The 22874-nt window shown below is 53.4% G+C and carries 18 protein-coding genes and 1 pseudogene; 7 read left to right on the top strand and 12 right to left on the bottom strand.

What is annotated here, in order from left to right; translation table 11 throughout:
- Nucleotides 1-2: 2 nt before the first annotated feature.
- Together MTP43_RS05980 and MTP43_RS05975 are read left to right on the top strand one after the other, a co-directional pair.
- On the top strand, nucleotides 3-1286 hold the full coding sequence (locus tag MTP43_RS05980) for an amidohydrolase family protein (RefSeq protein ID WP_005926897.1): 1284 nt from the start codon (nucleotides 3-5) through the stop codon (nucleotides 1284-1286).
- Between the two features lie 150 nt (nucleotides 1287-1436).
- A complete protein-coding gene (locus tag MTP43_RS05975) occupies nucleotides 1437-1907 on the top strand; it encodes a GNAT family N-acetyltransferase (RefSeq protein ID WP_015538315.1) in 471 nt (156 codons plus the stop codon).
- 128 nt (nucleotides 1908-2035) lie between these two features.
- Here MTP43_RS05975 and MTP43_RS05970 read toward each other — a convergent pair whose 3' ends face one another.
- Nucleotides 2036-2899, bottom strand: coding sequence for a helix-turn-helix domain-containing protein (locus tag MTP43_RS05970; protein WP_015538314.1), 864 nt, complete (start codon nucleotides 2897-2899; stop codon nucleotides 2036-2038).
- A 249-nt stretch (nucleotides 2900-3148) separates the two neighbouring features.
- Between MTP43_RS05970 and MTP43_RS05965 the strand changes: the two genes are divergently transcribed.
- Together MTP43_RS05965 and MTP43_RS05960 are read left to right on the top strand one after the other, a co-directional pair.
- Nucleotides 3149-4519 carry an MFS transporter gene (locus tag MTP43_RS05965; RefSeq protein WP_015538313.1) on the top strand — a complete coding sequence of 457 codons (1371 nt, stop codon included), beginning with the start codon at nucleotides 3149-3151 and terminating at the stop codon, nucleotides 4517-4519.
- 90 nt (nucleotides 4520-4609) lie between these two features.
- On the top strand, nucleotides 4610-7693 hold the full coding sequence (locus tag MTP43_RS05960) for a glycoside hydrolase family 2 TIM barrel-domain containing protein (protein WP_249235158.1): 3084 nt from the start codon (nucleotides 4610-4612) through the stop codon (nucleotides 7691-7693).
- 151 nt (nucleotides 7694-7844) lie between these two features.
- Here MTP43_RS05960 and MTP43_RS05955 read toward each other — a convergent pair.
- The 6 genes and pseudogenes from MTP43_RS05955 to MTP43_RS05930 form a co-directional block, all read right to left on the bottom strand.
- Nucleotides 7845-8024, bottom strand: a pseudogene (locus MTP43_RS05955) (type I restriction enzyme endonuclease domain-containing protein); the annotation flags it as partial.
- Between the two features lie 159 nt (nucleotides 8025-8183).
- On the bottom strand, nucleotides 8184-10343 hold the full coding sequence (gene gnpA / locus MTP43_RS05950; RefSeq protein WP_113620943.1) for a 1,3-beta-galactosyl-N-acetylhexosamine phosphorylase: 2160 nt from the start codon (nucleotides 10341-10343) through the stop codon (nucleotides 8184-8186).
- A gap of 39 nt (nucleotides 10344-10382) precedes the next feature.
- Nucleotides 10383-10571: a DUF6903 family protein gene (locus MTP43_RS05945; RefSeq protein WP_005926920.1), complete on the bottom strand. Its 189-nt coding sequence runs from the start codon at nucleotides 10569-10571 to the stop codon at nucleotides 10383-10385.
- An 11-nt stretch (nucleotides 10572-10582) separates the two neighbouring features.
- Complete coding sequence (locus tag MTP43_RS05940) at nucleotides 10583-11479, bottom strand: carbohydrate ABC transporter permease (RefSeq protein WP_005926924.1); 897 nt, start codon at nucleotides 11477-11479, stop codon at nucleotides 10583-10585.
- A 12-nt stretch (nucleotides 11480-11491) separates the two neighbouring features.
- Nucleotides 11492-12376: a carbohydrate ABC transporter permease gene (locus tag MTP43_RS05935; RefSeq protein WP_113620942.1), complete on the bottom strand. Its 885-nt coding sequence runs from the start codon at nucleotides 12374-12376 to the stop codon at nucleotides 11492-11494.
- An 87-nt stretch (nucleotides 12377-12463) separates the two neighbouring features.
- Nucleotides 12464-13837 (bottom strand): carbohydrate ABC transporter substrate-binding protein, encoded by a 1374-nt coding sequence (locus tag MTP43_RS05930; RefSeq protein WP_113620941.1) that lies wholly within the window; start codon nucleotides 13835-13837, stop codon nucleotides 12464-12466.
- A 414-nt stretch (nucleotides 13838-14251) separates the two neighbouring features.
- Here MTP43_RS05930 and MTP43_RS05925 point away from each other — a divergent pair, with 414 nt between their 5' ends.
- Together MTP43_RS05925 and MTP43_RS05920 are read left to right on the top strand one after the other, a co-directional pair.
- Complete coding sequence (locus MTP43_RS05925; RefSeq protein ID WP_249235157.1) at nucleotides 14252-15118, top strand: helix-turn-helix domain-containing protein; 867 nt, start codon at nucleotides 14252-14254, stop codon at nucleotides 15116-15118.
- Nucleotides 15119-15137: 19 nt separating this feature from the next.
- The gene (locus MTP43_RS05920; protein ID WP_173016261.1) at nucleotides 15138-16247 is read left to right on the top strand and encodes a phosphotransferase enzyme family protein; all 1110 of its coding nucleotides are present in this window, start codon (nucleotides 15138-15140) and stop codon (nucleotides 16245-16247) included.
- A 143-nt stretch (nucleotides 16248-16390) separates the two neighbouring features.
- Here MTP43_RS05920 and MTP43_RS05915 read toward each other — a convergent pair whose 3' ends face one another.
- The 5 genes from MTP43_RS05915 to MTP43_RS05895 form a co-directional block, all read right to left on the bottom strand.
- Nucleotides 16391-17101, bottom strand: coding sequence for a response regulator (locus MTP43_RS05915; protein ID WP_005926942.1), 711 nt, complete (start codon nucleotides 17099-17101; stop codon nucleotides 16391-16393).
- Nucleotides 17094-18872 carry a DUF4118 domain-containing protein gene (locus MTP43_RS05910; RefSeq protein WP_223474483.1) on the bottom strand — a complete coding sequence of 593 codons (1779 nt, stop codon included), beginning with the start codon at nucleotides 18870-18872 and terminating at the stop codon, nucleotides 17094-17096. The genes MTP43_RS05915 and MTP43_RS05910 overlap by 8 nt, the downstream gene beginning before the upstream one ends.
- Before the next feature lie 384 nt (nucleotides 18873-19256).
- Nucleotides 19257-19904 (bottom strand): potassium channel family protein, encoded by a 648-nt coding sequence (locus MTP43_RS05905; protein WP_005926948.1) that lies wholly within the window; start codon nucleotides 19902-19904, stop codon nucleotides 19257-19259.
- A gap of 11 nt (nucleotides 19905-19915) precedes the next feature.
- Nucleotides 19916-21253, bottom strand: coding sequence for a TrkH family potassium uptake protein (locus MTP43_RS05900; protein WP_113620938.1), 1338 nt, complete (start codon nucleotides 21251-21253; stop codon nucleotides 19916-19918).
- 168 nt (nucleotides 21254-21421) lie between these two features.
- Nucleotides 21422-21676 carry a DUF6061 family protein gene (locus MTP43_RS05895; RefSeq protein ID WP_223452453.1) on the bottom strand — a complete coding sequence of 85 codons (255 nt, stop codon included), beginning with the start codon at nucleotides 21674-21676 and terminating at the stop codon, nucleotides 21422-21424.
- A gap of 266 nt (nucleotides 21677-21942) precedes the next feature.
- On the opposite strand from MTP43_RS05895, the gene MTP43_RS05890 reads away from it, so the two are divergent.
- Complete coding sequence (locus tag MTP43_RS05890) at nucleotides 21943-22845, top strand: LysR family transcriptional regulator (RefSeq protein ID WP_005926957.1); 903 nt, start codon at nucleotides 21943-21945, stop codon at nucleotides 22843-22845.
- The last annotated feature ends 29 nt before the right edge of the window (nucleotides 22846-22874 follow it).

The raw sequence follows: 22874 nt of genomic DNA, 5'->3' as shown, positions 1-22874 counted from the left end.
ACATGAAGCGCGCATACACAAACGGTATTCTTCTGGACGGTACCGAGCAGATGGAACCGGTACGGGGCAAGGTGCTGCTGACCGAAAACGATAAGATCACCGCCATTGCAGATGCGAGTGTAAGCCTTGACGGCTACGAGGTCATCGACCTGCACGGTGGGTATCTGTGCCCGGGGCTCATCAACCTGCACGTCCATCTGGCAGGCAACGGCAAACCCAGCGCAAAGCCCCGGGACAATGCAGCGCTGGTACGCAAGATCCTGAGCAACAGGCTAACCCGCGCCATCGCATACCGGCTGGTGTGCAGTTATGCCAAGCTGGAACTGCTGGGCGGCGTGACCACCGTGCGCACCGTGGGCGGCATTGCGGACTTTGACACCCGCTGCCGGGACGACAGCGCCGCCGGAAAGGTGCTGGCACCCCGCATTCTGGCCGCCAACGAAGGCATCTCGGTGCCGGGCGGGCACATGGCAGGCTCGGTAGCAGTAGCGGCACACAACAACGCCGAGGCGCTGGCGCAGCTGAAAAAGGCCAGCGCACAGAAGGTAGACCTTGTCAAGCTGATGATCACCGGCGGCGTGCTGGACGCCACCGAAAAGGGCACCCCCGGCGAGATGAAGATGCCGCCGGAGATGATCAAAGCCGTCTGCGATGCAGCCCACAAGCTGGGCTACACCGTTGCCGCCCATACCGAATCCCCCGCGGGCGTGAAGGCTGCGCTGGAAAACGGTGTAGATTCCATTGAGCACGGCGCAAAAATGGACGAGGAGACGGTTCGTCTGTACAAGGAGCGGGGCGCATTTCTGTGCACGACCATCTCCCCGGCACTGCCCTATGCGCTGTTTGACACCGCCGTTTCGGGCGCATCAGAAAAAGACCAGTACAACGGAAAGATCGTCTTTGACGGCGTGATCGAAAGTGCAAAAACCGCGCTGGCAAACGGCATCCCGGTGGGCTTGGGCAACGATGTAGGCTGCCCCTACATCACCCAGTATGATTTCTGGCGGGAGTTGTGCTACTTCCACAAATACTGCTGTGTGAGCAACCGTTTTGCCCTCTACACGGCCACCCTGCGCAACGCGCAGCTGGCGGGCATCGGCGATGTGACCGGCTCTATCGCGCCCGGCAAAAGCGCAGACTTTATCGTAACGCGCGAAAACCCGCTGGAGGATCTGCGGGCTTTGCAACATCTGGAACTAGTGGTCTGCCGCGGCCGTGCCGTGAAAAAGCCCTCCCCTAAGCGCAAAAAAGAAGTGGACGCCCTGCTGGATCCGTATCTCGTGTAAGCAACCTGTCCAACATATAAAAACGCGAGTGGCCAAAACGGTCGCTCGCGTTTTTGTTTGCTATCGGTGGTTGCATTTTCTCTTTTCCGGTGCCGCCCGGTGTGGTATACTGGAAACGTAGAGGCAAAAATGGAAAGGAGCAAAGTACAAATGAACATTCGTAAAGCCGAAGAAAAAGACATTCCCAGACTGCTTGCACTGCTGGGACAGGTGCTGCAGATCCACGCAGAGATACGCCCGGATATTTTTATTCCCGGCACCACAAAATACACTGTCTGCGAGTTAGCAGAGCTTTTGAAGCAGGAGGACAAGCCCATCTACGTTGCCGTGAACGAGGAGGATGTGTGCATGGGCTATGCCTTCTGTCAGCTGAAGAAGCAGCCTTTTTCCACCAACATGGTACCCTTCAAGTCACTGTTCATTGATGACCTTTGCGTTGACAAGCAGGCGCGCGGACAGCACATCGGGGAAAGCCTGTTTGAATATGTAAAGCAGCAGGCAAAAGCGCTGGGTTGCTACGAGGTGACCCTGAACGTCTGGGCGGGGAACACTTCGGCAGAGCACTTTTATGAAAAGATGGGCATGAAAACCAAGGAACGGCAGATGGAGTATATTCTGTAACTCGGCTTCTTGGTTTCAGGACAAATAATGCATTCTATATCCCCCGGCGGGCAGCTACAAAACGGCTGCCCGCTTTTTTATCGCAACATAAAATCGCCGCATTGTGGTCAAAGCCAAAGGAATTTTTCTCATTTTTCAGTAGATTCTTCCAGATTCTTTCGGTACTGTGCCGGACTGACACCATACTCTTTCTTGAATACTCGGCTAAAATAGAGTGGGTTATCATACCCTACGATCTCTGCAATTTCTCCAATATTGTATTCGGTGTTCTCCAATAAGCTTTGTGCATTTACCATCCGAAGGGACAGGATGTATTGTGCAGGGCTTATTTTCATGTACAGCTTAAAATTACGGATAAACCAGTTCGTACTGATATGCAGCGATTCTGCGTAATCGTCCACACTGACCTTTGTATTATAATTCTCGTTAAAGTAGGCAGCGGCGGCTTCGATTTCTTCGGGGATGCTTGTAGTTGTTTTCTCGCTTTCCTGCTGTTGCCTGCTTACTAAAAGCAGAATGATGTTGAAGAGAGAAGCAATATAGTCTTCATAGCCATATTCACATTGTTGCAGTTCCCGGATGATCTTTCGGAACAGCATTTTGTAATCCGGCAGTGTGCCGCTGTAAAAAACGTGCTTGTCCAAGGGTATTCCGTGATAGTTCAGGATGTTTTTGACATCATATCCTGTAAAATGAATCCAGAACACCTCTGGATGATCTTCTACATAGTAGACATACTTCTGGATTTCTGTCGGCTGATAAAGCACCATGTGTCCAGAAGTCACCACTTCCTCAACACCATCGAACCAGAAGTGTGCTTTACCAGATGCCACATAGAGGATTTGATAGTCTCTGCGACCCTTTGCCCAAGAAGTAGGCAGCTTAGGGCGTTTTTTCAAGCGATAAGTGCCGCAGCTGCCTACGACCAGCGGCTTTGAGTAGTCTTTGAAATCCAAACGGGAGTTGTTCAAATATCCTGAGTTGAAATACATCCCTGCGTCCTCCTCATCTTCAGAGATTTTACAGTGATTTGAGAAATGTTCTATCAAAAAATTACAAACTCTTTGATTTTGTGCATATTTTGTTCCATCTTGTCTATATCTTTTCGTTCCATTAGATTCTATAATATTTTCAGACGAAACGCAAGAGATTTGGGTAACTTGCGTAATGAGAATTCCAGTCTGAAGTGCGCAGCAGATTGGTCGCGCCCACACAAAACAAGCAAGATGGGAGAAAGCACAATGACTGAGAAACGTTATCTAAAGTGGTATAATAAAGTCGGCTATGGTTCAGGCGATATTGCAGGCAACGTGGTGTATGCATTCCTATCCTCCTTCGTCATGATCTATCTGACCAACACCGTTGGCCTGAACCCCGGTATTGTCGGCACTCTGATTGCAGTTTCCAAACTGCTGGACGGTGTGACGGACATTTTCTTTGGTTCTTTGATTGACAAAACGCATTCTAAGATGGGCAAAGCCCGTCCTTGGATGCTGTACGGCTACATTGGCTGTGCCATTACGCTGGTGGCAATTTTCGCCATCCCGACCAATCTGGGACAGTTTGCACAGTACGCATGGTTCCTGATCGCATATACTCTGCTGAACGCTGTATTCTACACTGCAAACAACATTGCTTACTCTGCACTGACTGCTCTCATCACGAAGAACAGTGCCGAACAGGTCGAGATGGGTTCTTGGCGTTTCATGTTCGCCTTTGCCACCAGCCTGCTCATCCAGTCCATCACGCTGGGTGCTGTTACGGCATTGGGCGGTGGTGCTGCCGGTTGGCGCACTGTTGCAATCATCTACGCCATCATCGGTCTGCTTGTCAACACCCTCTCCGTTTTCTCCGTGAAGGAACTGCCGGAAGGCGAATTGGTGGATACCACCGACAAAAAGGAAATCGAGCAGGACGAAAAGTACAATCTGGTTCAGGCCGCAAAGCTGCTTGCTGGTAACAAATATTATATGATGATTTGCGTCACCTACATTTTGCAGCAGATCTACGGTGCCATGATCAGCATGGGCACCTACTATGCAACCTACATCCTTGGCAACCAGAATCTGTTCGGTGTATTCTCTTGGGCAATCAACATTCCTCTGATCATCGCACTGGTGTTCACCCCGACCTTGGTTGCAAAGTGGAATGGAATGTATAAGCTGAATGTAATGAGCTATACTCTGGCAACGATTTCTCGTGCACTGGTTGCTGTAGCCGGTTACATGGGCAGCGGCAATGTGACCTTGATGCTGCTCTTTACTGCAATCGCAGCTCTTGGTCAGGGTCCTTGGCAGGGCGATATGAACGCTGCGATTGCTGCTTGCTCTGAATATACTTGGCTGACGAAGCATAAGCGCGTGGATGGCACGATGTACTCCTGCACTTCTCTCGGTGTGAAGCTGGGCGGCGGCCTAGGTACTGCCATCACCGGCTGGCTGCTGGCAGCAAGCCATTTCGATAGTGCGCTGGCTGTCCAGCCCGAATCCTGCATCTCGATGCTGAAGATCATGTATCTGGTGATTCCGTTTGCTCTGGATGCCATCATCACCTTCATTCTCTCTCGTATGAAGGTCGAAGAAGCAAATGAAAAACTGCGTGCAGCAGTCTGATAACAAGCCATTATCATTTCTCCTTCATCTGCTGTTCCCCGGAGGCTGGAGAAACATTATAAAATTATAAAAGGTAAATGAGGAAATACTATGGCTGCATTTGATTTTGCAAAAGTAAAAGACCCCACCTTTTTCAAGGAAAACGTGCTGAATGCTCATGCAAGTTTCCATACTTACGCTTCCCGCGAAGAATATCTGGCAGGAGAATCTTCGCTTGCGCTGAAGCTGGACGGTATCTGGAAATTCGCCTACGCAAAGAACTACACCAGTGCCATCCCCGGCTTTGAAAAGACAGATTACGATTGCAGCGGCTGGGATGACATTCATGTTCCGGCACACATCCAGATGGAGGGCTACGACATTCCCCAGTATGCGAATGTTCAGTATCCGTGGGATGGCCGTGAAGAAGTACAGCCGGGTGAGATCCCGCAGCGGTTCAATCCGGTGGCAAGCTATGTAAAATACTTCGAGCTGCCGGAATCCATGCAGGGCAAGCCCGTCCACATTGAGTTCGAGGGTGTGGAAAGCGGCATGGCTCTTTGGCTGAACGGGTCTTATGTGGGCTATACCGAGGACAGCTTCTCCGCACACGCATTCGATCTGACTCCCTATCTCCAGCCGGGCGTGAATAAACTTGCTGTGCAGGTGTTCAAGTGGACTTCCTCCAGCTGGTGCGAAGATCAGGACTTCTTCCGCTTCTCCGGCATCTTCCGCAGCGTGTGGCTGTACGCCATCCCCACCGTGCATCTGGAAGATGTATCCGTCAAAACGCTGTTTGCCGGGGATGATTTTACTCATTCCACGCTGGAAGTTGCATTGCAGGTGGAGGGTAAGGGCGCAGCCCGTCTGACCCTGCGCCGCAGTGAACTGGAAGTGTTCTCCGAAAAAATCGCACTGAACGGCGGCTCTGCGCTGTTCAGTCATGCGGTGGAGAACCCCCACCTGTGGAGTGCAGAGGACCCGGCTCTGTATGAACTGGAAATTGAGCTGCTGGACGACGCAGGCCATCTGGTAGAGGTGACCGGGCAGAAAGTCGGTTTCCGCAAGTTCGAACTGAAGAACAATCGGATGCTGCTCAACGGCAAGCGCATCGTGTTCAAGGGTGCCAACCGTCATGAGTTCAGCTCCATTACGGGTCGTGCTGTGGGCGTACACACCCATGAGGAACTGCTTCGGGACATCATCACCATGAAGCAGAACAACATCAATGCCATCCGTACCAGCCATTACCAGAATCAGGATGCACTGTACGACCTGTGCGACGAGTATGGTCTGTATCTGATCGCAGAGAACAATCTGGAATCCCATGGCACATGGGATATTCATCAGGCTGGCATTCGCGGCATCGAGGGCGTTTTGCCCAATGATAAGCCGGAGTGGAAAGCTGTCTTGTTTGACCGCATGAATTCCACTTACCAGCGTAACAAAAACCATCCTGCTGTTCTGATCTGGTCTCTGGGCAACGAATCGTTTGGTGGTGAGACCCTGCTCCAGATGGCAGAGATGGTCCGCCGCTTTGATGACACCCGTCTGGTGCATTACGAAGGTGTGGTCAATGATCCCCGCTTCCTCGAAACCACCGATATCGAGAGCCATATGTACAGCACTGTGAAGGACATTAAAGAGTATCTGGCACAGAGCGATAAGCGGCCTTATATCGAGTGCGAATATTCTCATGCTATGGGCAACTCCAACGGTGCTTTGCACAAGTACACGGAACTTGCCGACCAGAAGGACTGCGGCTATCAGGGCGGCTTCATCTGGGATTACATCGACCAGTCCATCTGGAAAAAAGACCGCTACGGCAAGTGGTTCCAAGCCTACGGCGGCGACTTCGGCGAGCATCCTACCGACTATAATTTCAGCGGGAACGGCATTGCCTACGGTGGTGACCGTGCTCCTTCTCCCAAGATGCAGGAGGTCAAGTTCTGCTATCAGAACATCGCCATTTCCATCGACAACTCTGGCTTCGAAGTCTGGAATAAGAACCTGTTCACCTCTACGGGTGCCTTCGACTGCGTTGCTCTGCTGCATCGTGATGGAAAGCTGTATCAGCAACAGGAACTGACCAATATTGATGTTGCTCCCGAAGAGCGTTCCAGCTTCCCGCTGCCGTTTATGGTTCCTGCGCTCCCCGGTGAATATGCAGTGACCATCAGCTTCCGTTTGAAGGAGGACACCAGCTGGGCAAAGAAAGGTCATGAAGTCGCCTTTGGACAGGGTGTGATCGCTGTGGTTCGTTCCATTCCCAGCAAGAAGGTCACGCCGTTTACCGTTACGCACGGTACTCACAACATCGGTGTCCGTGGTGAGAATTTCGATGTTTTGTTCTCCGATCTGAACGGCGGTCTGACTTCCTACCGCTATGCCGGCAAGGAGATGATTCAGGAGATTCCCCGTCCCAACTTCTGGCGCGCTCCCACCGACAACGACTGTGGCAACAATATGGGCGGCGTTCGCGGTCAGTGGAAGCTGGCAAGCCTGTACGCTACCGCCAAGGGCATCGGCAAGGAGATTCCGTCTGTTCATGGCGGCACCATCCTCCAGAACCCCACCTGCGAGGTGGAAACCGACAGCGTGGTCGTGACCTATCTCTACAACCTCCAGACCAGCCCCGCAGCAGAGTGCAGCCTGCAGTACCGTGTGTTCGGTGATGGCCGCATCCAGACCACCCTGCACTATGACCCGGTGGAAGGACTTGCAGCAATGCCGGAGTTCGGCGTACTGTTCAAGATCGACGCTGACTACGACACGGTGGAGTGGTACGGAAACGGCCCTGCGGAGACCTACTGGGATCGTCAGCATGGTGCAAAGCTGGGCATTTACCAGAACAAGGTCGCAGACAACATGGCGCAGTACCTTGTGCCGCAGGAGTGCGGTGCAAAGACCGCTGTGCGCTGGGCAAAGGTAGTGGACCGCAAGGGTCGCGGGCTGCTGTTTACCGCAGATGCCGCAAAGCCCATGTTCTTCTCTGCGCTGCCCTACACTCCCCATGAAATGGAGAGCGCCAAGCATCCCTACGAGCTGCCCCCGGTCCATTACACGGTCATCCGTGCTATGGGCGAGCAGATGGGCGTTGGCGGCGATGACAGCTGGGGTGCCAATGTCCACCCGGAGTATATTCCTGATGTGACCAAGCCTGTGGAGTTCACCTTTACGTTCCGTGGCATCTGACCCTCGTTATTAAGACACCTTCGCGTTGAGATAAGGACATCCCTGCATGAGATTCCTATCAAAAGCGAGGGTGTCTTTTTTGGTATCACAAAATCTCAATTCCTGACACCACTATTTATAAGTAGGGCTTCACTCTATATAAGTAGCGTTGCTATGTCAAAATAACCGTATTTCGCTTTTGTTTGGAGCATTTCTTTGAATGGTTCTCCAAACTTTCTTTAACGTATTGAAGTATACAAATTTTATCATATTCCACCGGTGGATACTTAAATTTTTTCAGTAAGTGTTTCACCATCTTACGCATACTCGCACGGGCAGTTTCTTTTTTCTGCAGGTTCTATTACGCTCGCATTACTGAATTTCTGCGTTTCCAGCCATCTCCATTGCAGCGTTCGATTGACACAGGTTGAGTTATCGGCAAATACAGCAAACACAACGGGCAGCTCTGGTAACAGAGCTGCCCGTTGTGTTCGTTTATGAAAAGGAGAACTTAGATCTCATACCACTTGATCTCGTTGGCATCCAGATGCAGAGCAAAGCTGCTGCCGTCTGTAGTGTAAACGGTGGTGTCCTGCGGCTCGTACGTGTTGTTCACTACACAATACTTGCCGTTCTTGACGTAGGCGTGAACTTCTACATTATAATTGGAGCTGAACCATGTATGCAGTTCCTCCTCGCTGTGGGCACTCCACAGGATAGCGCGGTAAAGGGTGCGGCTGTTGGCAAAACTGTACGGTACTCCGCTGATGTACACGGCACGACCCTTGCCGAAGTCGTGGGCGGCCATCTGTACTTCCTTGTTCCGCTGCACCAGCACCTCGGTGCCCTCAAGGGCGTAGATGTTCTTTTTGCCCTCGCCAAAGTCCACGGGTTGGTCGGCGTCCTGCAGAATGAAATGATCCGGGTGTTCTTCCCAGTTGTACTTGTCGTAGTTGAGGGTGAAGCCGTTTTCTTCCTCCACGCCCAGCACGCTGGCAAGCTGGAGAATGTGGCCCTGATACGGGTGACCGGAAGGCTCACCCACGCCGATAAAGCCGCCGCCGTTCCAGACGAACTTGCGGATAGCGGAGGAGATCTCCGGGTCTTCCCACCAGATGCCGCCGGTGTGTGCAGTGTCGGCATCGCCGACATTGATAATGACATCCAACGAATCCAGCAGATGCGGGTCGTTCTTGATATCCTCAAAGCTGATAAACTTCACCTCAAAGGGTGCGCCGGACAGCATCTCAATGACACCGGCATAGCTATAGTTCTGCTTGTAATAGAGGGCGTGATGCACCATGTGACAGCCCCAAGCCCGCATTTTACCCCAGCAGTTCAGCACGGCCACTCGCTTGACACAGTAGGGTGTGGTGCCCTTGATGTTCTCGTACAGTTCGCGGAACTCGTTGCAGACGCTCTCCACGTAGTCCACGAACTCCGGGAACTGCAAGGCCAGTTTCAGATAGCCGCCATAGCCGATGCGGTCGATGGGCTTGCGCAGGATAGCGCGGCGGGCTGTAACCCAGTTCTCCTTGGCTTCCCGCACCGGGTCGCCGCCCTCGTGGAAGGTGTCGGGGAAGAAGTACGGCAGGAAACGGCCCTCGGTGTACTTCACGCCCTCAATGTCAGAGATCAGGCGCAGGGTGGAGCCGTTGCCCACGCTGCCCACTACGGCATCCAGTCCGATGGTCTTGAACTCCGGCATGAAAGGTTCGGTGCCGATCCAGTGATCGCCGAGGAACATCATGGCTTCGCACCCGCACGCGTGGGTGATGTCCACCATCTCCTTGGCAAGCTTTGCCACCTCGCGGCGCTGGAAGGCCTGAAAATCCCGGAATTCCTTGCTGGGCACCCGGTACTGGTTGTTATAGTAGCCCTGATCGATGATGTACTCCGGGCGGAACTTGTAGCCCACTTCCTGCTCAAACTGGTTGAGGATGTAGGGGCTGACCGAAGCAGAGTAGCCATACCAGTCCACGAACTTCTCCCGCTTCAGCTCGTCGAAGATCAGGGTGAACTGGTGGAAGAAGGTGGTGTAGCGGATGACGTTAACATAGGGGTGCTCTGCAATGAACTTGCGCAGGCGCTCCATGGAATACTTGTGGGTCTTGGGCTGACGCACGTCAAAGGTGATCTGGTGCTCAAAATTCGTCCAGCCGTTGGTGGTAGCGTTGTACATATGCACCGGGTCCCAGATGAGGTAAGCCAGAAAACTGACGGTATACTCATGGAACGGTACGGCCTGTACGGTCACACTGCCGTCGGCGTAGCTCCACTGCTCCGGCGGCACGGGCTGACCGATGGTTCGATCCATGACCTCCCACCAGCGGGTGATGTCGTCGTTGGTGTTCACCTGCATCAGCTCCGGGCTGATGCCCTTCATCAGCGGGATAGTCACGGTGTCGCCGGGGGCGGTGTAGAAGCCGGTCATAATGTAGCACTGCTGTACCTCGTCCGGGTTTGCCTTTGCCCATGCGTTGTCCTTGCGGGTGGTATAGTAGGTGGAGTAGATCTTGGCGTCCGCATCCTTGAGCTGCTGCGGGAAGTCGGTGCCGTCGCAGTCGCGGATGGCATCAGCACCCCACTTTTTTAAGATCTCCAGCGTTTCGGGCACAACGTCCAAGTCTGTGGGAATGGTCACGCGCCCGGTCTTTCTCAATTCGTCCATGGGAAACTCTCCTTTTGCCTCTCTTTGAATCGTAGGGGGTCAATCGTAGGCGGCGTTATACAGCGCCAGCACAGCCAGCAGCAGCGCTACGCCCACCAGCATGATGCCAAGCCCTGCCAGCTGCCCGGTCATTTTCCAGCCGGACACCACCAGCACCAGTGCCAGCACGAACAGCACCAGCATCAGGATCATGCGCAGGGCGGGATGGTTTTTCCAGTATGCTTTCATCGTCTGTCACCTTAACCTTTCAGGCCGCCCACGGTCATGCCCTGCGTCAGCTGCCGCTGCACGCAGATGTACAAAATCAGGGTGGGCAGCATCACCAGCACAAGACCTGCGTACATGGTACCGTACTGGGCGGCGCTCTGCTGCGCCTGCATCAGGTTCAAAAGACCTACCGGCAGGGTGCGGGGCGCCTTGGTGGAGCTCATCAGGGTCATGGAAATGATATACTCGTTCCAGAAGGACAGGAAGTTGAACAGGATAATGGTGATGATGGAGGGCTTTGCCATGGGGAAGATGATGCGGGTCATGGTGGAAAAATAGCTTGCACCGTCGATATAGGCGGCCTCCTCAAAATCGTGGGGCAGGGTGGCAAAGTAGCCCGACAGCAGGTAGATGGTAAAGGGCAGCGCGGTGGCGGCGTATACCACCGCCAGCACCACCAGATTGTTCAGCAGAAAGCCGCTGCCGAAATGGCCTTTCAGCCACACATCGCTGTCCCGCAGCATCAAAAAGATGGGCACCACGATGTAGTTCACGTTGATGAACAAGCCCGCCATGAACAGGGTGTTCAGTACTTTGCACCCCTTGAAGTGGAAGCGGGACAGACAGTAGGCGGCGGGCAGGGCAACGACCAGCAGCAGTGCCAGCGCCAGCGCGGTGACGATGACCGAGTTGAGCATATATTCGCCCATTTTTGCGCCGTTCCATGCGTTGACGAAGTTCTGCCAGTAGAACCCGGCGGGCAATGCCCAGGGGTTGCCGTAGAACTCTGCATTCTGCTTGATGGAGGCCATGAACACCCATGCCACCGGCACGATGATGGTAACGGCCAGCAGAACCAGTACAAAATAGATGAAAAACTTGTACAGACCTTCCGCAGAGCGGGAAGATTTTTCGGTGGTATTCTGCATCTTCTTCCCTCCTTAAAATTCCAGCGGGTCACGGCTGGTGGCCTTGTTGACACAGGCGGACAGCGCAAACGAGAACAGGAAAATGACGACGCCGATGGCCATACTATAGCCATACAGGCCAGCGTCCTTCTGGCTGTACATATAGCTCAGCGCCACATCCGATGCGCCGTTGGGCCCGCCGCTGGTCATGGCCTTGACGAAGAGGAAGGCCATGTTGATGGTGGAGATGATAAAGAAGGTGAGGGTGGTGCGGATATTCGTCCAGATGAGGGGGATGGTGATCTGGAAGAACTGGGTCAGCCGCCCGGCACCGTCCAGATTGGCGCTCTCGTACAGGCTGATGGGCACGGCAGACATGGAGGCCATGTACATGACCATGTAGTAGCCGATGGCCTGCCACACCATGGCAATGATGATGGAGGGGATGACCAGTTTTTCGCCCTTCCACAGGATGGGGTCGCTCATGTTGCGGAACAGGCCGATGATGCTGTTCAGCATGCCGTTTTCCGGCTTATAGATGGCAGAGAAGATGCCGGAGATGACGACCACCGACAGGATGTTGGGGATGTAGAAGATGATGCGGAAAAAGTTCTGGCCTTTGATCTTCTCCCGGGTGAGGATGGCGGCAAATACCAGTGCAAAGGCGAAGGTGATCAGGGTGACCGTTACCACCAGCAGGATCATATTCTGCATGGAGCGGATGAACTGGGCGTCCCGCAGCAGATGCTGGAAGTTTTTAAGCCCCACAAAGGTCTCGTTGGGAGAATAGGCACCCCGCTCATACAAACTCATGCGGAACACGTTGAGGGTGGGCAGGATCATAAAGAGGAAAAACAGGATGGTAGCCGGTGCCACACAGAGGAATACGAACCGTTTGCGGCTTTTATCCGTTCTCATAGGGGATTGACCGCTCCTTTCTTGATGGTACTGTACAGCCCAAAAAAGCGGAGGCGGTAAAAACCGCCCCCGCTGGGCAGGGCTTAATTACTCGATAATGTTGGCGCGCATCTGGTCGCTGGCGGACTTGATGCCGTCGATCCACTGCTGCTCGGTCATGCTGCCGGACACCAGAGAGTTGACAGGGTCGAAGAACACGGTACGCACTTCCACGCCGGGGATAGCGCTGAAGGCTGCAAAGTTGCCCATGGCGGCCTTTGCGCCGTTATCATAGATGGAGTAGAACATCTTGTTGTCGCCTTCCAGACTGTCGGCGATGCCCAGCACAGGCTGGATAGCGCCGCTCTCGGCAAACAGCTTGCAGGCTTCGTCACTATACAGGTACGCCACGAACTGCTTGGCTGCATCCAGATGCTCAGCACCCGCCGGGATCCATGCCTGCTCGAACCAGGTGTAGCTGTAGCTGTCGCCGCCAGCCTTGACAGCGGGCAGGGCGGTCATGCCCCACTCAAAGCCGTCTGCACGGGGAGCCTCGGCCATCTCGCCCACAATCCAGGTGCCGTTGGGCATGAACAGGGCCTTGTTGTCCAGCACCAGCTGCTGGTTCTGGGTAAAGTCCTGATCGTTGGCCTGTGCGGGGGTGATGGGGTTGGTGTAGGAAGCCAGCTTTGTCACGATATCAAAGCAGGTCTTTGCCTCGGGGGTGTCCCAGATGCCTTCTTCGTAGTGGGTAGCCTTGTTGAAGAACTCCGGGCCGCCGGCAGCGTACATCAGCGCATAGAAGAAGGCGTCGAAGTAGCCGGTGGTGGGGTAGGTGAACAGGTAGGTGCCCTCAGCGGCAGCCTTGTCGCCCAGTGCCCACATCTCGTCCCAGGTCTTGGGCACGTCCCAGCCCTTTTCCTTCAGGAAACCGGCGTTGTAGAACAGGCCGCAGGGGCTGTAGAACATGGGAGCCAGATAGGTTTTACCGTCGCCGTAGGGGTTGGTCAGGGAGGTGTCGGTAAAGCCGCCGGCGATCTTCTCGCTCACCTTCTTGCTCTCGCCGGGCACGGTCATGCTCAACACATCGGTGATGTCGGCGATCAGGTTGCCCTTGATGAACTGCTCGGTCAGGGCAGCCTCACGGCCGGTAGCCAGATGGACAACGTCGGGGTAGTCGCCACCCTGCATGGAGGGGCCGATGACGTCCTCCAGCTTCTTGTCGGTGGTCAGGTCCACCTTGATGCCGGTCTGTGCGGTAAAGGCCTCGGCGACCTTCTTCCACATATCAGCGCCGTAGCCGGTCTCGATGGCAGCTACCTTGATGGTAACGTCTGCAGCCGCCGCTGCGGAAGAAGCGGCGGTGGAGGATGCCACGCTGGATGCGGTGGAGCTGGAAGAGCCGCCGCAGGCAGCCAGACCCAGTGCAGCGGCGCCAACGCCGGCCGCCTTCAGGAAATTACGACGAGAAATACGATTCATACTGTGTTGCCTCCATCATTTTGTTCCGTTCAAACACAGCCGGGCAAACAGGCTTTGCCCGAAGGGCTGTGTGTTTTTCTGCCTCCAATATAAATTCTTTCGCTTCCTTGCTCAAGAGGTTTGTTGTTTCATTTTTTATAGATATTGCTTTCTGAAAAATTCTTCCAGCAAAAGTGCTAAAAATCTTTTAAAAGTTTCAGCATAATCCCCAACCTGTAACCATTTTGACATATTCCGAAGGGACTTGAGAAACAAAATATAAAAATTAGCCTAAAATCAGGGCTTGCATTTTTTCTTCATTGCCTCTATAATAAGAAAAAACATACGAAGCAACGCATCGTTTTTAGGCTCGTATTTTTAGTATCTTGCTTTTATTTTTATGTTTTTTGTTCTTCGCCTCAAAAGGAGCCATTTATGAGTACCCAGCGCTTTGATATCCGCCACGCGCCCGCCCCGCGGGAATCCTTCCGTCTGCTGTACATCAGCAAGAGCCGGTTTGGCGGCGATTGGAACAGTACCTCCCACACCCACTCCTGCACGGAGCTGTTCTACTGCCTCAGCGGCGAGGGACAGTTCTACCTTGCCGGGCAGCTGTTCCCGGTAAAGCCGGACGATATGGTCATTGTGAACCCGCAGGTGGAGCATACCGAGCTTAGCCTGAACGCCTCGCCCTTGGAGTATATCGTGCTGGGCGTTGCCAGCATGGAGTTTTTGTTCAGCAAGGCGGATACGAACTACGCCATCTTCAATTGCCGGGAGAACCGGGAGCGGATGGTCACGTTGCTGCACATGCTGCTGGCCGAGGCCGACCGCAGCTTAGACGGCTGCGAGACCGTTTGTCAGGACCTGCTGGAGGTACTGCTGATCTGGCTGGTGCGCTGCACCACCATTTCGCTGCAGCTGGAGGAGGCTGCCCCGACCGAGAACCGGGAGTGCGCCGAGATCAAGCGGTATCTGGACACCAACTACCGCGAGGATATCTCGCTGGACCTGCTGGCAGAGCTTGCCCACCTGAACAAATACTATCTGGCCCACACCTTCCAGCGGGAGTACGGAATTTCCCCCATTACTTACCTGAACCGCCGCCGCATTGAAGAGAGCAAGCATATGCTGGGCAACACCGGTTACAGTCTGGCGCAGATCAGCGAGTTGATGGGCTTTTCCTCTCCCAGCTATTTTTCCCAATGCTTCCGCAAGGCGGAAGGCTTGACCCCCAATGAATACCGCCGTCAGGTGCGGCAGGGACAACGCCCTGCCCCGTCAAAACGGCATGAAGTATAACGAAAACGAGGAATTTATGATGAAATCCGTTACCTTTTCTCTGCTCCAGTCTGCTGCAAATGCCTTTGATTTTGGCGGGCCTGTGCTCTGCGATGCTCACCACTATGGTGAGGGGCATATCAACGACACCTTTGTGGTCTGGCGGGAAGATCATTCCAAACGCTTTATTTTGCAGCGCATCAACACAGATACCTTTACTAACCCGGTGGGCCTGATGGAGAATGTCTGCGGCGTGACCCGGCATCTGCGGGCGAAAATTCTTGCCGAGGGCGGCGACCCAGCACGGGAAACGCTGAATGTCATCCCAACTTTGTCGGGGTCGACTTGCTATCTGGATGCAGACGGCGGCGCATGGCGTGCCTACGACTTTGTAGAAGATACCATCTGTTTGCAGCAGGTCGGCAGCGAAACCGACTTCCGCACCGTGGCCGAGACACTGGGCAAATTCCAGAACCAGCTGGAGGATTACCCGGCCTCCACCCTCCACGAAACCATCGCCCGCTTCCACGACACGCCCAACCGCTATGCCAATTTTGAAAAAGCCCTCGCCGCCGATGCACTGGGCCGAGCAAAAAATATCACGTCGGAAATCGAATTTATCCATGCGAGGAAGCAGGACTGCCATGTCCTGCTGGATCAGCTGGCAGCTGGCGAAATTCCTCTGCGCGTCACCCACAATGACACCAAGATCAACAATGTCCTCATCGATGCCGCTACCGGAAAAGGCATCTGTGTCATTGACCTCGACACCGTGATGCCGGGACTTTCGGCCTACGACTTCGGCGATTCCATCCGCACCGGTGCCAACGACTGCGCTGAGGACGAACCTGACCAGAGCAAAGTCCATTTTGACCTGCATCTGTACGAAGTGTTCGCCAAAGGGTATCTCTCCACTGCCGGGGCGTCCATGAGCATGGCAGAAAAAAAGAGCCTTGCATGGGGTGCAAGGCTCATGACGCTGGAATGCGGCATCCGTTTTCTGACTGACTATCTGGAGGGCGACCATTATTTCCATATTGCTCGCCCGGATCACAACCTCGACCGCGCCCGCACCCAGTTCACACTGGTGCGGCAGATGGAAGAGGTTTTCGATCAGATGCTGGAAATCGTCTGCCCGGACAATCACTGATTTCGCAATCTCCTCCATTCGGATACAGCAAGAAGCATGGACGCTCTCCTTTTCGGGGGCGTCCATGCTTCTTTTTACAGCTTATCGCTATCGTCTGTGGCTTTTGGCAGGGTGCGTCCGGGGGGACGCACCCTGTTTTTTTACTATGCTTCATCATTTTCTGCGCGCAGCATCCGGTATCCGACACCAACATGGGTCTGGATCAGATGCGGCGCATCCGGGTATCGTTCCAATTTTTTGCGCAGGGATGCCATGTAAACTCGCAAGGAAGCAATGTCATTTTCCTGCGTACTGCCCCATACTTTCTGCGTGAGGGAGGTATGCGTCAGCACTTTGCCCACATTATGCGCCAGCACACACAGCAGTTTGTACTCGATGGGGGTCAAATGCAATTCATTCTCGCTCAGCCAGACGCAGCCTGCCGAGAAGTCGATCTTCAAAGGACCATTGACAAAAACCGGACTATTTATGCCGTCAGAAGCCAGCAGATTCAATCGGCGCTGCGTTACACGCAGTCTTGCCAGCAGCTCATCCACGGAAAACGGCTTTGTCAGATAATCGTCTGCGCCGTTGTCCAGTGCCTCGATCTTATCAGAATCTTCGCTCCGGGCACTCAGGACGATGATGGGCAGGTTCGACCATGTGCGGACGCTGCGGATGACCTCGATGCCGTCTATATCGGGCAGCCCAAGATCCAGCAGCATGATGTCCGGGTTGTGGCTGGTAGTCATCATGATCGCCGTTTCCCCATTGGAAGCAGTCAGATATTTATAGCCGTGGGTTTTCAGGGTCGTTGTGATCAGACACCGTACAGGAACATCATCCTCTACGACCAGAATGGACGGCTTATTCATGAATGTTCACCTCGCTTTGCGGCAATGCAAAGGAAAAGACACTGCCATTGGGAATGTTGTCACGCAGGGTCAATGTTCCGCCGTGAGCCGTCAGGATCGCTCGGCAGAGGGGCAAGCCCAGTCCAAGGCTGCGGTGGCTGTCTGCGATGCGGCTCTGCCCGGTATAAAACATCTCGAACACCTGTGCTTTTGCGCGATCCGGAATGCCGGGACCGTTATCTGCAACGTCCACTACGACCTGATGGTCTTTCCGGTAAGCCGAAATCTGAATGACCGAGCCCACGGGGGTGTATTTGATGGCGTTATCCACCAGATTGACAACGACCTGCATGATCAGCCGTGCATCCACATTGACCAGGAGGATCTCGTCCCCATACTGTGTTGTGATGGTGTGTTCGCAGCTTTTCCGGTTGACATGATGCAGTGCTTCTTCGATCATCTCATCCATCAGCTGCGGTGAGATCTGCAGATTCATCCGTCCATCTTCAATGCGGGTGATGGAAAGCAGATTTTCCACCAGACCGATCAGCCATTGCGCATCGTCAAAAATATCGGTGCAGATCTTGTTCCGGGTCTCTGTATCCAGCGTTTCTCCGTTGGAAAGCAGATTGCTGGCATTGCCGGAAATGGAGGTCAGCGGGGTGCGCAGGTCATGGGAGATCGTGCGCAGCAGGTTTGCCCGCAGCTCTTCATTCCTTGCCTGCAATGCAGCTTGCTCTTTTTCCAGCGCGTTTCTGCGGTTTTCGATGGCCAGCGCACCTTCGCCCAGAATGGAAAGCAGCACACTGTTTTCAAAGGCATCCAGCGGTTTTTCGGACAGATCGATCCCGATCACTCCAAACACGCCGCCTCCGGTCCGAAGCGCAAGATAAAGTCCCTTTGCATCCGGGTAGCTATCCGTGCCTGCGCCGGAACGCTTTTTGTTGGCAAACGTCCAGTTTGCTGCATCCCGTTCTTCCGGTGCAGAAAAGATGTTGCGCGGCACTTCCCCATCAATCTCAAAAACCTGTTCTGACCCAAGATCTCCGTTTTGTTCCGGGTAAACGATCAAGCTCCGGTTCAGCAGCTTCATCAACTGGGACGCTGTCTGAGAGAGGATTTCTTCCTCGCTTTTTGCTCTCTGTAAAAGCTGATTTGTATCAAACAGTATTTTTGTACGGAACGCTGCCTGCGCAGACATTTTTGCATGATCCTTCTGCCGCGTTGTCAGGGCGCAGGTAATGATTGCAGAGGTCAGCATCAGGGCAAATGTAACCTGATAACCGGGATCATACGCATGGAATGTCAGGTATGGCTCGGTCATGAAGAAATTGTACAATGCTACACTGGCAACGGACCCCAGCACACCGCAGGTGTAGCCGCTGGTAGACAATGCGGTGAACAGCACCCCCAGCATATAGAGCATAATAATATTATAGCGCGCAAAGTCCAGTTGCAAGAAAAAGAAGCCGATGAGCGTGATGCAGCTCAGGATGCCTGCGGTGATCAGCAGATCACGGACAGACGGCAGAAGCGGACGGGTGAACAGCTTTTTTCCTGAGCCGTAGCCGTTCTCTGCAGAAGCATCCGGGATGATATAAATATCCAGATTAGGCGCAGTCAGCGTCAATTTTTCAGTCAGTGACGGTCCACTCCAGAAATGGCGGCGATGTACGCTGGAGCGCCCCAGTACGATTTTTGTAATGCCGGAGATGCGGGCAAACTCTGCGATCTGCTGCGGAATGTCATCCCCGTAGATCGTAGAAATGTCGGCACCTGCCTGCTCTGCCATACGAATGTGCTGCTGCAAGCGCCGACAGTCTTCTTTTCCCATCTGATCCGAGTCAGGCGTCCGGACATACAGAGCTGTAAAGGTCCCTCCAAACGCCTTTGCCATCGTTGCTGCCGTCCGCACGATCTTTGCATTGGAGGGAGAGGACGACAGACACGCCAGAATATGTTCAGTGGGTGGGTCGTTCTGATTCATAAAGATCACCTGCCTTGCCCACAGTATAGCACAATTTGATGGTTACGACCACCAGCCACGTCTTTTTCCTTCCTGTCGAAGGATCTCCTGTCGTATGTGATCCAGCGCATCTGCTGCCCGGAAACCACTCAACATGACTCCAAGAACCATCAATAACAAAGCGACATCCATACGATCCGTCCTATCATTTTAGAGCCGGAAACACTTCTGGATCGATGCGTATTTCCCCAAAACCAGCATACTTTCATCCCGGCACAGCTGCGTATCCGGCGTAATGCTCATATCGAGCTTTCCGTCTTTTTTCAGTGCAAGAATGTTGATGTTATACTTTTTTCGAATATTGATCTCGCCGATCGTGCGATTCATCCATTCCGGCGGAATAGTCACTTCCATGATGGCGTGGTCGTCCTGCAGCTCGATATAATCGAGAATGTGTTCGGAGCTGTATCGGATCGCTGCCCACTTTGCCAGCTGCTTTTCCGGGTAGACCACTTCATCCGCACCGTTGCGCAGCAGAAACTTGGCTTGTACATCCCGCTCTGCACGCGAGACCACAAGCTTTGCGCCCAGCTCCTTGAGCAGTGATGTTGTTTCCAACGAACTCTGAAAATTGCCGCCGATGGTTACGATACACACATCAAAATTGCCAACGCCAAGGGAACGCAGAAAGTATTCGCTGGTGCTGTCACCGATCTGTGCATTCGTCACATAGGAAAGCACAGCGTTCACACGATCCTCATTGCTGTCGATCGCCATGACCTGATGACCCAGCTCATTCAGTTCCTGCGCAATATGGCGGCCAAAACGGCCAAGCCCAATCAAAAGAATCGATTTCATACTTGTCTCCTTTATCCGATTGCGATTTTCTCCTGCGGCAGACGAGAGTGGGCAGGGCTGCTGCCAAATGCCGCGTAGATCAACGTCAATCCGCCAACACGTCCTAAAAACATCAGTGCAATCAGCACCCCCTGCGAAAGGATGCCCAACTGCGGCGTGATGCCCAATGTCAGACCTACCGTTGCCACAGCCGAAGCGGTCTCATACAGACAGACCGACATCGGCAGCTGCTCTGCCGTAGCAATGACAAAGGCTCCGAGGAAGAACAGCGTCAAATACATCCCTGCAATCGTGGCAGCATTCTTGACCGCAGAACTATCTATGCGCCGCCCGAAAAATTCCGCATCTTCTCTGCGGCGGAAGGTCGCCCACATATTGGCCAGCAGAACGGCAAATGTTGTGGTTTTCATGCCGCCTGCCGTGGAGCCGGGCGAACCGCCCAACAGCATCAGAACCACCATCAATGCCTGTGACGTGCTGCCCATCGCAGCAAGATCGGCGGTGTTAAAACCGGCAGTACGGGGTGTGACGGATTGGAACATCGACAATAAAATGCGCTGCCGGGCAGAGCCTGCCGTGAACTCGAAGCAATAAAAGTACAGCGTCGGCAATACCAGAAGAAATGCCGTTGTGACAAGGATCACCTTGCTCTGCATCCGATAGCGGTGAAAGTCAAGGCGGTATGTACAAATGTCCTCCCATGTCAGAAAGCCAAGGCCGCCAAAGACGATCAGGGCCGCGATCACTGTGGTAAGCAATGGGTCACCTGCATACCGTGTCAGCGAAACAAATTTTGCACCCTCTGTTCCCAGCAGGTCAAAGCCGGCATTGCAGAACGCCGAAATGGAATGAAACAGTGCATACCAGATCCCGCGCAAACCATAATCGGCGCAAAATGTCGGCAGCAGCAGTGCAGCACCGGCCAATTCAAACAGGGCGGTGATCCGCAGAATAAAGCCTGTCAGCCGCACGATGCCGCCCATCTGTGGGGCAGCCGTAGCTTCCTGCATCGTGCTACGCTGCTTGAGGGAAATCTTTCGCCCGGAAAGCAACGCAAAGGCAGCGCCCACTGTAATGACGCCCAGTCCTCCGATCTGGATCAGAAGAAGGATCACACTCTGCCCGAATGCCGACCAGTAGCTGCCGGTATCCTGTACCACCAGTCCGGTCACACAAAGGGCAGAGGTGGAAGTAAACAGCGCCTCATGGAACGGTGTAACGCACCGCTGCTGTGCAGCGATCGGGAGCATCAGAAGCAATGCGCCCACCAGATCAACTGCCGCAAACCCTGCAATAATGACCTGAAAAGAAGAAAAACGGTGCTGCCTGTAACGAGGATATTGAATCATAAAAGCTCCTTTACCTATCCGTGTGCATAAAGATTAGCATGGAATAGATAAAAGAGTCGTAAAGAAAATTGTAGAAGTATAAAGATTCCATTAAAATTGATCGGGCAACACCAAATAACAAATGCTGGACATCACCAGTTAAAAAAAACAGTAATATCCAGCATTCATTCAGATTTCTAACCCATGGCTCCCGGCCGCATTCTTCAAATATTCTTCCGGCTCGCTATCCAGAATCAAATTCGCGTAGCCCAGCGGATCATTGTAGATGAGGTAGTCTAACTCCGACCTCTGCGCCATGGTCACGTCCAGTGCATCCTCGACCCCGGTGCAGTCGATGGAAATTTTTCTCCCATCCCGGAGCAGCAGCTCCACGCAGCCGGTGTCCATGTTGAAATGACAAACTCTTGCATCGTAGCCTAGAATTCTTCCCGCATGGAAGAACCCTAGGGCTATCTTTTTTGTTATAAAAGTGTTTGGAACAAACGCGCCGCCTGCATCGGCACGATGCAGAACAAATGGGGTTTGGGCACAGCCCAACAAGCATTTTGCAAAGCAAAATAGCATTTGTATAGACGAATGCCCTGCTTGCTACAACCGCATACCGCTTATCTCGCTGGAACACCTCTTGATTTTAACACAATCGGATGTTATCCTATTCTTATAGAAATCTCCGAAGGGCAGGTGTTTTCATGTACAATCATCAGCTGGAAACCTTCATCCGTGTGGCGGATGCAGGCAGCTTCAACAAGGCGGCAGAGGAAAGCTACATCACGCCAACAGCCATCATCAAGCAGATCAACCTATTGGAAGATTCCCTTGGTGTCAAGCTGTTCGAGCGTACTCGCCGGGGACTAACACTGACCAAAGCAGGCCGTTCCATGTATCAGGATGCCAAGTACATCATTCAATACTGCCATGATTCTGTCATTCGTGCCCGGAACGCAATGCAGGAGGATTCCAACGTCATCCGCATTGGTTCCTCTCCCATGACACCTGCCCAGCTGCTCATGGAACTGTGGTCGAAAGTGCAGACCATCTGCCCGGACATCAAATTCCAGATTGTGCCTTTTGAAAACACCCCGGAAAATGCACGGGAAATTCTGGCGGACCTCGGCACGAACATTGATGTAGTAGGCGGCATCTTTGATGAAACGATGCTGCATCTGCGCAAATGTGCCGGTCTGGAACTGGTTCGCAGGCCGTTTTACTGCGCGGTTTCCATCCATCATAAACTTGCGGCAAAAGACCGCTTGCAGATCACAGACCTGTACGGCGAAAATCTACTGCTGATGCACCGTGGATGGAGCCACTATGTAGATGAACTGCGGGATGATTTATGGCAGCACCATCCACAAGTAAATATCGTGGATTTTGAATTTTACAGCATGGACATCTTCAACCGCTGCGAAAACACCAACGATGTGCTGCTGGCAATTCCGGGCTGGGCCAATGTCCACCCATTGCTGAAAGTGATTCCAGTAGATTGGGATTACGGCATCCCCTATGGTATCCTGCACTCCCCGAATCCAACGCCTGCCGTTCAGCGTTTTCTGGATGCGGCTAAAATAGCCAGCAAGGAATTGTATCGCTGATACGCCACTGCAACGAGAAGCTGCTGCAT

It is taken from the genome of Faecalibacterium sp. IP-1-18, assembly GCF_023347355.1.
Taxonomy (GTDB): domain Bacteria; phylum Bacillota; class Clostridia; order Oscillospirales; family Ruminococcaceae; genus Faecalibacterium; species Faecalibacterium prausnitzii.
This window is presented reverse-complemented; position numbering and strand designations above follow the sequence as displayed.